The organism is Bradyrhizobium sp., from assembly GCF_017881085.1.
In the GTDB taxonomy this organism is placed as follows: Bacteria; Pseudomonadota; Alphaproteobacteria; order Rhizobiales; family Xanthobacteraceae; genus Bradyrhizobium.
On record NZ_JADGRI010000151.1, the window covers coordinates 1 to 12,195 of the forward strand.

At 64.0% G+C, this 12,195-nt stretch carries 12 protein-coding genes and 1 riboswitch; of the genes, 10 read left to right on the forward strand and 2 right to left on the reverse strand.

Annotated features, from left to right (window positions below; genetic code table 11):
- The 3 genes from QZ213_RS15535 to QZ213_RS15545 all read left to right on the forward strand — a co-directional run.
- A partial coding sequence (locus QZ213_RS15535; protein ID WP_291686971.1) for an ATP phosphoribosyltransferase regulatory subunit occupies nucleotides 1–1,028 on the forward strand: 1,028 nt, incomplete at its 5' end.
- Between the two features lie 44 nt (nucleotides 1,029–1,072).
- The gene (locus tag QZ213_RS15540) at nucleotides 1,073–1,345 is read left to right on the forward strand and encodes a tautomerase family protein (RefSeq protein ID WP_291686981.1); all 273 of its coding nucleotides are present in this window, start codon (nucleotides 1,073–1,075) and stop codon (nucleotides 1,343–1,345) included.
- 202 nt (nucleotides 1,346–1,547) lie between these two features.
- Nucleotides 1,548–1,943, forward strand: a complete 396-nt coding sequence (locus tag QZ213_RS15545; protein WP_291686972.1) for a hotdog domain-containing protein — start codon at nucleotides 1,548–1,550, stop codon at nucleotides 1,941–1,943.
- A gap of 143 nt (nucleotides 1,944–2,086) precedes the next feature.
- Here the strand turns inward: QZ213_RS15545 and proC are convergent, their stop codons facing one another.
- Both proC and QZ213_RS15555 read right to left on the reverse strand, forming a co-directional pair.
- Nucleotides 2,087–2,854 (reverse strand): pyrroline-5-carboxylate reductase, encoded by a 768-nt coding sequence (proC, locus tag QZ213_RS15550; RefSeq protein WP_291686982.1) that lies wholly within the window; start codon nucleotides 2,852–2,854, stop codon nucleotides 2,087–2,089.
- 337 nt (nucleotides 2,855–3,191) lie between these two features.
- Nucleotides 3,192–3,692, reverse strand: a complete 501-nt coding sequence (locus QZ213_RS15555) for a YbjN domain-containing protein (protein WP_291686973.1) — start codon at nucleotides 3,690–3,692, stop codon at nucleotides 3,192–3,194.
- A gap of 424 nt (nucleotides 3,693–4,116) precedes the next feature.
- Nucleotides 4,117–4,292: riboswitch (FMN riboswitch) on the forward strand.
- Nucleotides 4,293–4,362: 70 nt separating this feature from the next.
- Here QZ213_RS15555 and QZ213_RS15560 point away from each other — a divergent pair.
- From QZ213_RS15560 to QZ213_RS15590, 7 genes are all read left to right on the forward strand, one after another.
- Complete coding sequence (locus QZ213_RS15560; protein ID WP_291686974.1) at nucleotides 4,363–4,944, forward strand: 6,7-dimethyl-8-ribityllumazine synthase; 582 nt, start codon at nucleotides 4,363–4,365, stop codon at nucleotides 4,942–4,944.
- A gap of 249 nt (nucleotides 4,945–5,193) precedes the next feature.
- Complete coding sequence (locus QZ213_RS15565) at nucleotides 5,194–5,526, forward strand: hypothetical protein (RefSeq protein ID WP_291686975.1); 333 nt, start codon at nucleotides 5,194–5,196, stop codon at nucleotides 5,524–5,526.
- Between the two features lie 18 nt (nucleotides 5,527–5,544).
- Complete coding sequence (locus tag QZ213_RS15570; RefSeq protein ID WP_291686976.1) at nucleotides 5,545–7,014, forward strand: methyl-accepting chemotaxis protein; 1,470 nt, start codon at nucleotides 5,545–5,547, stop codon at nucleotides 7,012–7,014.
- A gap of 111 nt (nucleotides 7,015–7,125) precedes the next feature.
- On the forward strand, nucleotides 7,126–8,367 hold the full coding sequence (locus QZ213_RS15575) for an MHYT domain-containing protein (RefSeq protein ID WP_291686977.1): 1,242 nt from the start codon (nucleotides 7,126–7,128) through the stop codon (nucleotides 8,365–8,367).
- A gap of 142 nt (nucleotides 8,368–8,509) precedes the next feature.
- Entirely contained in the window at nucleotides 8,510–9,373 is an 864-nt protein-coding gene (locus tag QZ213_RS15580) for a xanthine dehydrogenase family protein subunit M (RefSeq protein WP_291686978.1), read from the forward strand.
- 16 nt (nucleotides 9,374–9,389) lie between these two features.
- Entirely contained in the window at nucleotides 9,390–9,890 is a 501-nt protein-coding gene (locus tag QZ213_RS15585) for a (2Fe-2S)-binding protein (protein ID WP_291686979.1), read from the forward strand.
- Nucleotides 9,887–12,195 (forward strand): aerobic carbon-monoxide dehydrogenase large subunit (locus QZ213_RS15590; protein WP_291686980.1); only part of this gene is annotated, 2,309 nt, incomplete at its 3' end. The genes QZ213_RS15585 and QZ213_RS15590, both read left to right, overlap by 4 nt.

Genomic DNA, 12,195 nt, shown 5'->3' on the forward strand with positions numbered 1-12,195 from the left:
TGCTTCGCGCGATTGACAAATTTGATAGACTAGGTGTGGAGGGTGTGCGCGAGCTCCTTGGAGAAGGACGCAAAGATGAGAGCGGTGATTTCACCAAGGGAGCGGGCCTCGACAAGAAGCAAATAGAAAAGATTGTTGTTTTTACACTCTTGCAAGAAGGCCACCTGACGGAATTAGAAGATGTGACCAACTTGCCGCCATCGGCACGCGCTGAGCGTGGCCCTGTGAGCACCTTTTCCCCAGAGGAAAGCGAAGGAGATAAATCATTCTTTGCCGAAAGTAACAAAGGCGTCATTGAAGGGATGATGACTCACTTTGGTTCCAATGAGACATCTCGGGCGGGCATCGAAGAACTCCAACTGATCTCACAATTGGTGGAAGCCGCAGGATACGATCGAAATAAGATCCGCATCGATCCTTCCGTCGTCCGCGGCCTCGAATATTACACCGGCCCGGTGTACGAGGTTGAACTACTGCTCGACACCAAGGACGAAAAAGGTCGCCCCGTGCGGTTCGGCTCGGTCGGTGGCGGCGGGCGCTATGACGGGCTCGTCTCGCGCTTCCGCGGCGAGCCGGTGCCGGCGACCGGATTTTCGATCGGCGTGTCGCGGCTCCAGGCTGCGCTGACGATGCTCGGCAAGCTCGACACCAAGCCGGAATTCGGCCCCGTCGTCGTCACCGTGTTCGACCGCGACCGTGTCGCCGATTACCAGAAGATGGTCGCTTCCTTGCGCGCGGCAAAAATCCGCGCCGAGCTCTACCTCGGCAATCCCAAGAACATGGGTAACCAGCTCAAATATGCCGACCGGCGCAATTCGCCTTGCGTGATCATCCAGGGTTCCGACGAGAAGGCGCGCGGCGAGGTGCAGATCAAGGATCTGATCGAAGGCGCCAAGGCCGCCGCTGCGATCGCCTCCAACCAGGAATGGCGCGAGAGCCGCCCTGCGCAGTTTTCGTGCAGGGAGGATGAACTGGTCGCCAAGGTGCGCGAGGTGCTGGCGCGGCATGAGGTGAAGTGGGGGAATTGATTTCGTCATACGCGGGCTTGACCCGCGTATCCATCTTTCAAATGATGGATTGCCGGATCAAGTCCGGCAATGACGGCTTGGCGAATGAGCAAGAGCAAAGGGAGAGTGACAAAATGCCCGAAATCACCATCAGCATGGCCGCCGGCCGCACCGACGAACAGAAGGCCGGCATGATGCGCGACATCACGCAGGCGCTGGTGAAGAATCTCGGCGTCGATGCCGACGCCGTCGTCATCCAGATCAACGAAGCCCCGCTGGCGCACAAGATGAAGGGCGGCAAGACTTTTGTGGAGCGCGCGGCAGCAGCGAAGAAATAGCGCTTCCTTCTCCCCGTGTGGGAGAAGGTGGCCGTAGGCGGCCTGCGCCGCCGTTCTTTAATAGGACGCCGATGCTTTGCATCGGCTATGCGAAGTCCGCGACGGATGAGGGGTCTGCATCCGCGGAGACAGACCCCTCACCCGTCTTCGCTTCGCGAAGCGACCCTCTCCCACAAGGGGAGAGGGGAAGAAGGCAAATCCCATGGATGCACGCGACTTCATCAAGATCGGCATGAGCGCCGAGCGCATGCTGGTCGTGCCGCCCGAGCGCACGGTCGGGCATTTCGTTCCGCACATGCCGATGGTCTATGCGACCCCGATGATGATCCTGGAAATGGAGATGGCGTCCGGCGATGCCATCAGAGACCATCTGCAGCCGGGCTGGGTCACGGTCGGCACCGAAGTCGATATCCGCCATCTCGCGGCGACCGCGGTCGGCGCGACCGTGCGGACGACCGCGAAGGTGATCGCGGTGGAGCGACGGGTGATCCGCTTCGAGGTTGAAGCCTTCGACGACAAGCGCCGCATCGGCGAGGGCCGCCACGCGCGGGGGCTGGTCAACGTCGAGGCTTTTACCAAGCGCCTGGGGGCGGGGTAGCGTCAACTCGTCATGCGCGGGCTTGACCCGCGCATCCATCGATCTTCAAGCGAATCTTGCGAAGGTGATGGATTGCCGGGAGCGCAGACAAGTTTACGTAGTCTGCGCAAGGCAGACTACTAGGCCCGGCAATGACGGACGCACTACTTCGCCAGCTCCCGCGAGCGCCGGGTTGCGGCGGCGACCGCGCGGGTCAGCAGCGATTGCATGCCGTCCGGTCCCATCAGAACTTGCAGCGCCGCCGCCGTGGTGCCGCCGGGCGAGGTGACGTTCTGGCGCAAGGTGGCGGAGGGAAGTTCCGAGCGATGCAGCAATTCGCCGGAGCCGGCGACGGTTTCGCGCGCGAGTTTTGCCGCGAGCTCTTGAGGCAGACCGGCCTCGACGCCGGCGCGCGCCAGCTCTTCGGCGAGCAGGAAGACATAGGCCGGCCCGGAGCCGGAGACCGCGGTCACCGCGTCCATCAAACTCTCGTCATCGACCCACTCGACCGAGCCGGTCGCGCGCAACAGCGCGTCGGCAACCGCGCGCTGCGCAGCATTGACGCCCTTCGCTGCCACCGCAACCGTGATACCGCGGCCGATCGCGGCCGGTGTGTTGGGCATCGCGCGCACCACGCCGCCGCCGCCGCAGACCTCTGCGATCGAGGCGATGGTCGTGCCCGCCATGATCGAGACCACCAGCGTCGCGGGTCCAGCGAACGGTTTCAGGGCCGGGCCGGCCTCGCGGAACATCTGCGGCTTCAACGCGACCACCAGCGTGGCGGCGCTGCCGGCGACTTTTGCCGATGGATTGAGGCGAACGCCTTTTGTCACAAGCGCGGAGATTTCCGCGGAGGGATGCGGCTCGATCACCGCGACTTCTTTCGGATCGAGCCCGCGCGCCAGCCAGCCCGTCAGCATCGCGCCGCCCATCTTCCCCGCGCCGGCGAGCACGATGGGGCCGGTGATGTTTTGCAAGGCGTTATTCGTTCCCAACAGCGTCACCACAAATTCACTCGTCGTCCCTGCGAAAGCAGGGAGCCATAACCACAGCCGGTTCTAGTGGATCGAGATGTTTGCAACAAGCACCGTCCAACATATCTGACGTCACGGAGTATGGGTCCCTGCTTTCGCAGGGACGACCGTTACCGTCATTGCCGGGCTTGACCTGGCAATCCGTCGTCTTCGCAAGACTCTTTTGAAGCGTGATGGATGCCCGGATCAAGTCAGATCAAGTCCGGGCATGACGACCGTGGAATTGGCGAACCCCTCAGGCCTCGCCCTCGGTGTCGAACATCGCCGCGCTCATGGCATCGGCCGCGCTCTTGCCGGCCCAGACCACGAACTGGAACGCCGGATAATAGCGCTCGCAGGCGTGGATGGCGCCGACCAGCATGCTCTCGCATTGCGCCGCGGAGGCGGTCAGCCCGCCCGGCAGCGGCAGCGCCTGCCGGTACATGATCATGCCGGTATGGGTCCAGATGTCGAAATGCCCGATCCACAATTGCTCGTTGATGGCGGCGATCAGCCGCTGCACTTCGGCGCGGCGCGCCTGCGGAATCTTCATGTCGAAGGCGCAGGCCAGATGCAGCGCCTCGATCTCGTTCATCCAGGTGAAGGACAATTGGTAGTCGGTCCAGTCTCCCTTGGAGACGATCGTGACCTCGTCTTCGCCGGAGCGCTCGAACGACCAGTTGTTATCGGCGGCGATGTCCTCGACAACCGCGAGCGGATTGATCCGGGAATCGATGATGCCTTCGAGGAGGGACATGCCAGCTCGACCTTGCCTTTGCCGTTGAAGAAACGATGGTTGCTACACACGCAGCAGGCCGACACGCATCGACGCGTCGCTGCCAACTGCAATCCCGCGGGGTCACCGGAGCCTGCGCGGATCAAGTGATGTGATTTGCGGAATCGGCGCAACCGACCCCGGAGTCCATCCACAGGCAAAGCGCGGCTCGTCCACAGCTCTTCGGCGGCGTTAACTTTTGCCGTGAGAACAAACCGGAATCGGATTCGCGGCATGCGAGTCCGGCGCGCCGGATACGCGCGGGCGGCGGGCCGGATCGGCCGGCTTAATCGCCGATCTGGGCATGAATTTGGGCATGGGGACATGCGCTTTGCCCATGGGGAAGGTTCTTGCTGGCGCGGCCTGCCTTCGCCATACTTGTTACAGGCCGCTCATTCCGGGCGGCCGATGTTCTCAGGGCGGGGTGAAACTCCCCACCGGCGGTAAGGGTGCAGGAGCCCAAGCCCGCGAGCGCCTTCTTCTCTTGAAGTTCCTTGTTTTGGAATCCCTTGGGAAGAGGGGTCAGCAGATTCGGTGCGACTCCGAAGCCGACGGTTAAAGTCCGGATGAAAGAGAACGGTCGCGTCGGCTCGCGCATGCGCGTGGCCCGTCGTTCCGTATGCCCTGATTCTGGTCCTGAAAGAGGAAAGCCATGAATCAGATGTTGCAAGATGCTCCCCTCAACGCTTCTGAAATAAGAGACGCCGGTGAGGTAAGGAATCCTCCCGAAACGGTGGATCGCCCGCCGGCTCCCGCGCATCCGCGGTTCGCAAAACCGCAGCGGGTCGCCTTCGTGCAATCCTCCTGGCACCGCGACGTGGTCGAGGAATGCCGGATCGCCTTCCTCGCCGAGAGCGCGGCGCGCCACATCACCAATATCGACGTGTTCGAGGTCCCGGGCTCGTTCGAAATCCCGCTGCATGCGCAGATACTGGCCAAGACCAGGCGCTACACCGCAATCGTCGCGGCCGGGCTGGTGGTCGATGGCGGCATCTATCGCCATGAATTCGTCGCCGACACCGTGATCAAGGCGCTGATGGACGTGCAGTTGCGCACCGAGGTGCCGGTGTTCTCAGCGGTGCTGACGCCGCAGCAGTTCCACGAGAGTGCGGCGCATTTCGAATTCTTCCGCAAGCACTTTGCCCTCAAGGGCATCGAGGTCGCGGAAGCCTGCGCCAATACGCTGCTCAGCCTGGAGCGGCTGCGCGGCCAGGTCGCCGCGGGGATCACGTGAGCGGCGGCGCTCGAGCTCACTTACCTCTCCCCGCTTTGCGGGGAGAGGTCGAAATTCGCGAGAGCGCATTTCGGGTGAGGGGGACTGACCGCGTATTCGCGGCGGGAGCAGGCGCTTGAGAGACGTTCTGCTGCGTTGCAGCACAATCGCCCGACGACGGTGTGATTATATCGCGAACAGTGTGTGGATACCTGCGGACGGCCCGGGCATTTACGGGCAATTATCATTATCGACGTATGAATTTGAAGGATGGAACACTCATCATCCCTCAGGGCCTCTCGCTGGTCGGCATGGGTCGGGGCTACCGGCCTGCTGATCGCGAGCTTTGTCGGGATGGCGGCGCTGTCGTTGCAGGTCCGGCCCGGCGCCGAGATTGTGGCCGTGGCGTTTCCGCCCTGGTGGAGCGCGCAACGAATCTTCGCCGCGGCAGCCGCCGCTGACGCCGTCATTGTCAGGATTACCGCGATACCTTCCATTCTCGTGGTGCAGCCGGACAGAAGTGACGGACTGGCGCGACTGCGCGAGTCCGGCGCCTGGTTTGCCATCGATCCGCAGGCGATCGCCGCCTGCCTCACAAAATAAGCCTGGGGGAATTTGAGCATGATCGTCGAGAGCAAGGATCTGGAAGCGCTGCGAGAAACCACCAGCAAGGCACTGATCGCCTTGCTCTGGATCCACCTTCCGGTCGCAATGGCGATCGGAATGGTGCGCGGCTCCGACTGGCTGCTGCCGGCGCTGTTCTTGGCGGTGCTGGCCGCCGCCGCCACAGTGTCGTGGCGCATGGCGGGCAACGGCTTGTCGACACGCCTGATCTTTGCCGTCGCGCTGATGGGCGGCGTCTCGGTGTTTGCCTATCAGCTCTCGGGGAGCGCCTGGCAGATCGACGTGCACATGTATTTCTTCGCGGCGCTGGCGCTGCTCGTCGCCTATTGCGACTATCGGCCGATCGTGATCGGCACCGTCGCGGTCGCGCTCCACCATCTCATCCTGAATTTTCTGTTGCCCGCGGCGATCTTCCCCGGCGGCGGCGATCTCGGGCGCGTGGTTCTGCACGCCGTGATTCTGGTGATGGAAGCCGCCGTCCTGGTCTGGCTCGCCCACCAGCTCTCGCAGCTGTTCGAAGCCACCGCGCAGAAAACCGCCGAAGTGGAGGCGGCCCACGCCGCCGAGGCCCGCGCCCAGGCCGCGCGGATCGAGGCCGACCATCAGGCCAAGCACGATCGCGACGCGGCGCGGCGCGATCTGGCTTCCGACTTCGAACGCAAGGTCGGCCGTATCGTCCAGGCGGTTGCGGTCGCAGCCGGCGAGATGCAGGCCATCTCCGCGTCGATGAGCTCCAGCAGCGAGGAAACGGCGCGCCAGGCGACCGCGGCCGCGACCGCGTCGACGCATGCGTCGGGCAGCGTCGGAACCGTCGCCTCGGCCACCGAAGAACTCACGGCCTCGATCGGCGAGATCAGCAAGCAGGTGACGCGCTCGGCCGAAATCGCCGAAAAGGCCGCCGAGGAGGCGCGCCGCACCAACGTCGTGGTCGAGGGCCTTGCGTCCGGCACCCAGAAGATCGGCGAAGTGGTGACGCTGATCCAGAGCATCGCCAGCCAGACCAATTTGCTGGCGCTGAATGCCACGATCGAAGCCGCCCGCGCCGGCGAACACGGCCGCGGATTTGCCGTGGTCGCGAGCGAAGTGAAGGCGCTGGCCAATCAGACCGCCAAGGCGACCGAGGAAATATCCGGGCAGATCCAGGACATCCAGACCGCGACCGGACAGGCGGTCGCCGCGATCCAGACCTTCGTCGGCACCATCGCGGAGATCAACGAGATTTCCGGCGCGATCGCCAGTGCGGTGGACCAGCAAAGCGGCGCGACGCGCGAGATTGCCGGCAACGTTCAGCAGGCCGCCACCGGCACCAGCGAGGTGACGGACAATATCCTCGGCGTCAAGCAGGCGGCCAATGAAACCGGCGTCGCCGCGTCCAAGCTGCTGGCGGCGTCGACCGGATTGTCGTCGCAGTCCGAACAGCTGAAGATCGAGGTCAACGGTTTCCTCGGATCGATCCGCGCGGCGTAGCCTTCGGATCGCGTTCGGCCGTTCCGCCACTCATTGTCATTTCCGCCGCCGCGCCTATAAACTTGAGCGTGGGAGGAGGCACGCCCGTGGAGACGGGCGGCCGAGACGATCATGTTCGAAGGACACGATCCCTATCTCGTCGCGCTCTCGGTGGTGATCGCGATCCTGGGTGGTTACACCGGCTTTGGCCTTGCCGCGCGAATCCGCGGCACGCCGGGCGTGAGCCGGCGCGTCCTGCTGTCGGGCGCCGCCGGCTTTCTCGCGGTCGGCATCTGGACCATGCATTTCGTCGGCATGCTGGCGGCGCCGATTCCGTCCGAGGCCGTCTATCTCGTGCTGCCCACCATCGTCTCGTTCCTGATCTGCGCGCTGGTGGTCGGGGTTTCCCTGTTCTTCCTCTCGATCGGCGAGCCGTCGCAGCGCCGCGTGATTTCGTCGGCGGTGCTGCTCGGGGCTGGCATCGTCAGCATGCATTATGTCGGCATCCACGGCCTTGCCGGCAATTTTGCGATAGAGCACGACGGCGCGATGATCCTGCTGTCGATCGGAATCGCGATCGTCGCGGCCTATGGCGGCCTGCGCGTGTTCCTGGCCCGGCAGGACGGCATCCGGCTGATCGCGAGCTCGATCGCGTTCGGCGTCGCGGTCTCCGGCATGCACTACACCGCGATGTACGGCATGCATTTTGTCCCGCTTTCGGGGGCGACGCATCACCAACTGGGCGGGCTTGCCGCGTCGCAGCAAATCCTGTCGGTGGTCGTGGCGGTGCTTTGTTTTGTCATTGCAGCCGGCTTCCTGTTGTCGCTGGTGCCGGATCCGCGGCGGCAAACGGCCGCCGGTGCCGCGGCCCCGATCGATCAGGGAACCGCGGCCCTCGTCGCCGCGCCGGTGCCGGCGTCCGAACCGGACGCAATTGCCGCCCCGCTGCCGCGGTCGATGGTGGCGCCGCTCGGCGGCCTCGGCCAGCCGCCGCGCGCCGCACCGGCGCCACGGCTGCCGATCGAGGGCGCCGACGGCACCCATTTCATCGATGTCGCCGACGTCAGGAGCGTCCGGGCCGATGCTCATTATACCCGGGTGCATGACGGCACCCGCGAGCGGATGTGCCCGTGGTCGATCTCGGAAGCCGAGGCCCAGCTCGATCCCGGCCTGTTCGTCCGGGTGCACCGCAGCCACATCGTGGCGATCCCGCATGTCAGTTTCGTCCGCAAGGAGGGCGACGGCGCGGTGATCGAGCTCGACGGCCCGTCGCCGCACCGTGTTCCCGTCAGCCGCGCCAAGATCGCCGAGGTCAAGGCGCGGCTCGGACTCATCAGGCGCAATCATCAGGCCTCATTAGGTCGGCAAGCCTGACGCATTTCGTGCGGGGCTTTCCGCCATTCGTGCGAATTCCCTCCGCTTGTGACCTCGCAGCTATCGCCGCCTTGCTTGCGAACAATTCCCAGAACAGCCTCCGCGCGACGTCTGGATTTAAAAAAGACGCATGGAGGAGACGATGATTCCTGGCCCGTTCAGCTATCACCGGCCTGTGACCGTGGCCGATGCGGTCAAATTGCTCTCGACATTGGGCGACGAAGCCCGCCCCCTTGCCGGCGGCCACAGTCTGGTCCCGATGATGAAGCTTCGGCTCGCCACCCCCGAACATCTGGTCGACCTGCACGGCATCGCCGGCCTGAAGGGCATTCGCCGCGACGGAAACAAGGTCGTGATCGGCGCCATGACCACCCAGCACGATTTGCTGGCCTCGGATGAAATCGCCAAATCGCTGCCGATCCTGCACGAAACCGCGCTTCTGATCGCCGATCCGCAGGTACGCTACATGGGCACCATCGGCGGCAATGTCGCCAACGGCGATCCCGGCAACGATATGCCGGCGCTGATGCTGACGCTGGGCGCGAGCTATCGGCTCGAAGGGCCCGGCGGCGCCCGCGAGGTCGCGGCGACCGAGTTCTATCAGGGCGCCTATTTCACTGCGCTCGAGCCCGGCGAAATCCTGACCGCGATATCGATCCCGGCGCCGGCCAACGGTCACGGCTACGCCTATGAGAAGCTGAAACGCAAGATCGGCGACTACGCCACCGCGGCGGCAGCCGTGATGCTCACCATGTCGGGCGGCAAGGTCGCTTCCTGCGCGATCGGCCTCACCAATCTGCACGAAACGCCGCTTTTGGCCGTTGACGCGGCCAAGGCCGTGATCGGAACCAGCCTCGATCCGGCGACACTGAAGAAGGCCGCGGCCGCGGCGGAGGCGATCATGTCGCCGGCCGCCGACGCGCGCGGCCCGATCGAATACCGCAAACATGTCGGCGGCATCATGGTGACGCGGGCGCTGACCCGCGCCGCCAGCCGTGCCGGTTAAGGGGGAGGGAACAAAAATGGCAAAGACCCATGTGACCATGAAAGTGAACGGCGCCGAGGTCGAAGGCCTCGTCGAACCGCGCACGCTGCTGGTGCACTTCATCCGCGAGAACCTGCTGCTGACCGGCACCCATATCGGTTGCGAGACCACCCATTGCGGCGCCTGCACCGTCGATCTCGACGGCATGTCGGTGAAAAGCTGCACATTGTTCGCGGTGCAGGCTCAGGGCTCCGAGATCACCACCATCGAGGGCGTCGCCAATGCCGACGGTTCGCTGTCGGCATTGCAGGAAGGTTTTCGCATGATGCACGGGCTGCAATGCGGCTTCTGCACCCCCGGCATGATCTTGCGCGCGCAACGCCTGCTGCAGGAGAACCCGCGGCCTTCGGAAGAAGAAATCCGGATGGGCATTTCGGGCAATATCTGCCGCTGCACCGGTTACCAGAACATCGTGAAAGCAATCCAGTACGCTGCCGACAAGATCAATGGCGTCGAATTCAAGGAGGCTGCGGAATGAACGACATGACTCCCACGCGGGAACAACGCGAAGCCAACCTCGAAGGCATGGGCTGCAAGCGCAAGCGCGTCGAGGACGCCCGCTTCACCCAAGGCAAGGGCAATTATGTCGACGATCTGAAACTGCCGGGCATGCTGCACGGCGATTTCGTGCGATCGCCGCATGCCCATGCGCGGGTCAAATCGATCAACAGTGAAGAAGCGCTGAAAGTGCCGGGCGTGCTGGCGGTCATCACTGCCGAGACGCTGAAGACCGTCAACCTTGCCTGGATGCCGACGCTCGCCGGCGACGTGCAGATGGTATTGGCCGACGGCAAGGTGCTGTTCCAGAACCAGGAGGTCGCCTTCGTCGTCGCCACCGACCGCTACGCCGCCGATGACGGCATCAACAAGGTGGTGGTCGAATACGAGCCGCTGCCGGTGGTGATCGATCCGTTCAAGGCGATGGACAAGGATGCCCCGGTGCTGCGCGAGGACCTCGCCGGCAAAATGACCGGCGCGCACGGGCCGCGCAAGCATCACAACCACATCTTCGAGTGGACCGTGGGCGACAGGGATCTTACCGACGCCGCGTTCAAGAAGGCCGATGTCACGATCAAGGAGATGATCTCCTATCACCGCACCCATCCGTCGCCGCTGGAGACCTGCCAGTGCGTCTGCTCGTTCGACAAGATCAGGGGCGAGCTGACGATCTGGGGCACCTTCCAGGCGCCGCATGTGATCCGCACCGTGGTGGCGCTGATCGCGAAAATTCCGGAACAGAAGATCCATGTGATCTCGCCCGACGTCGGCGGCGGCTTCGGCAACAAGGTGGGTGCCTATCCCGGCTACATCTGCGCCGCCGTGGCCACCATCGTAACGGGAAAACCGGTCAAATGGGTCGAGGACCGCATCGAGAACCTGACCGCGACCTCCTTCGCGCGCGACTACCACATGACGACCGAGATCGCGGCCACCAAGGAAGGCAAGGTTACGGGTTTGCGCGTCCATGTGCTCGCCGATCACGGCGCGTTCGACGCCTGCGCCGATCCGTCGAAATGGCCGGCCGGCTTCTTCAACATCGTCACCGGCTCCTACGACTTCCCGACCGCGCATCTGTCTGTGGACGGCATCTACACCAACAAGGCGCCGGGCGGCGTCGCCTATCGTTGCTCGTTCCGGGTGACGGAGGCGGCCTACTGCATCGAGCGCGGCATGGATATTCTCGCGCAAAAGCTCGGGATGGATCCGGCCGAATTGCGGCTGAAGAATTTCATCCGCAAGGAACAGTTCCCGTATCACTCGGCGCTCGGCTGGGAATACGATTCCGGCGACTACCACACCGCGATGAAGAAGATGATGGACACGGTCGACTATGCCGGCCTGCGCAAGCAGCAGGCGGCACAGCGCGCGGCGTTCAAGCGCGGCGAGACCCGCGAGATCATGGGCCTCGGTGTGTCGTTCTTCACCGAGATCGTCGGCGCCGGCCCGTCGAAGAACTGCGACATCCTGGGCATCGCGATGTTCGATTCCTGCGAAATCCGGCTGCATCCGACCGGCGCCGGCATCGCCCGGGTCGGCACCAAGAGCACCGGCCAGGGCCACGAGACCACCTGGGCGCAGATCATCGCCACCGAGATCGGCATTCCCGCCGACAACATCATGGTCGAGGAAGGCAATACCGATACCGCGCCCTACGGGCTCGGCACCTACGGCTCGCGCTCCACGCCGGTGGCGGGTGCGGCGATCGCGATGGCCGCGCGCAAGATCAAGGCAAAAGCGCAGATGATCGCCGCCTACAAGCTCGAGGTGCACGAAGGCGATCTCGAATGGGATATCGACGGCTTCCGCGTCAAGGGCCTGCCGGAGAAGACGATGTCGATGAAGGACATCTGCTGGGCGGCTTACAACTCGGTGCCGCCGGGCATGGAGCCGGGGCTGGAGGCGGTGAGCTATTACGATCCGCCCAACATGACCTATCCGTTCGGTGCCTATATCTGCGTGATGACCATCGACGTCGACACCGGGGTCTACAAGATCAAGCGTTTTTATGCGCTCGATGATTGCGGCACCCGCATCAACCCGATGATCATCGAGGGCCAGGTGCATGGCGGCCTGACCGAGGCCTTCGCCATCGCGATGGGCCAGGAGATCCGCTACGATCCCGAGGGCAACGTCGTCACCGGCTCGTTCATGGATTTCTTCATGCCGACCGCGGTCGAGACACCGCATTGGGAGACCGACTTCACCGTGACGCCGTCGCCGCATCACCCGATCGGCGCCAAGGGCGTCGGCGAGAGCCCGAATGTCGGCGGCGTGCCGGCGTT

What these genes read in the sequence shown, in the direction of transcription:
- QZ213_RS15560 (WP_291686974.1), top strand. Translation starts at nt 4,363, where the DNA reads ATGAATCAGATGTTGCAAGATGCTCCCCTCAACGCTTCTGAAATAAGA.
- QZ213_RS15565 (WP_291686975.1), top strand. Translation starts at nt 5,194, where the DNA reads ATGGAACACTCATCATCCCTCAGGGCCTCTCGCTGGTCGGCATGGGTC.
- QZ213_RS15545 (WP_291686972.1), top strand. Translation starts at nt 1,548, where the DNA reads ATGGATGCACGCGACTTCATCAAGATCGGCATGAGCGCCGAGCGCATG.
- QZ213_RS15570 (WP_291686976.1), top strand. Translation starts at nt 5,545, where the DNA reads ATGATCGTCGAGAGCAAGGATCTGGAAGCGCTGCGAGAAACCACCAGC.
- QZ213_RS15575 (WP_291686977.1), top strand. Translation starts at nt 7,126, where the DNA reads ATGTTCGAAGGACACGATCCCTATCTCGTCGCGCTCTCGGTGGTGATC.
- QZ213_RS15540 (WP_291686981.1), top strand. Translation starts at nt 1,073, where the DNA reads ATGGATTGCCGGATCAAGTCCGGCAATGACGGCTTGGCGAATGAGCAA.
- QZ213_RS15585 (WP_291686979.1), top strand. Translation starts at nt 9,390, where the DNA reads ATGGCAAAGACCCATGTGACCATGAAAGTGAACGGCGCCGAGGTCGAA.
- QZ213_RS15555 (WP_291686973.1), bottom strand. Translation starts at nt 3,692, where the DNA reads ATGTCCCTCCTCGAAGGCATCATCGATTCCCGGATCAATCCGCTCGCG.
- QZ213_RS15580 (WP_291686978.1), top strand. Translation starts at nt 8,510, where the DNA reads ATGATTCCTGGCCCGTTCAGCTATCACCGGCCTGTGACCGTGGCCGAT.
- proC (WP_291686982.1), bottom strand. Translation starts at nt 2,854, where the DNA reads ATGGGCGGCGCGATGCTGACGGGCTGGCTGGCGCGCGGGCTCGATCCG.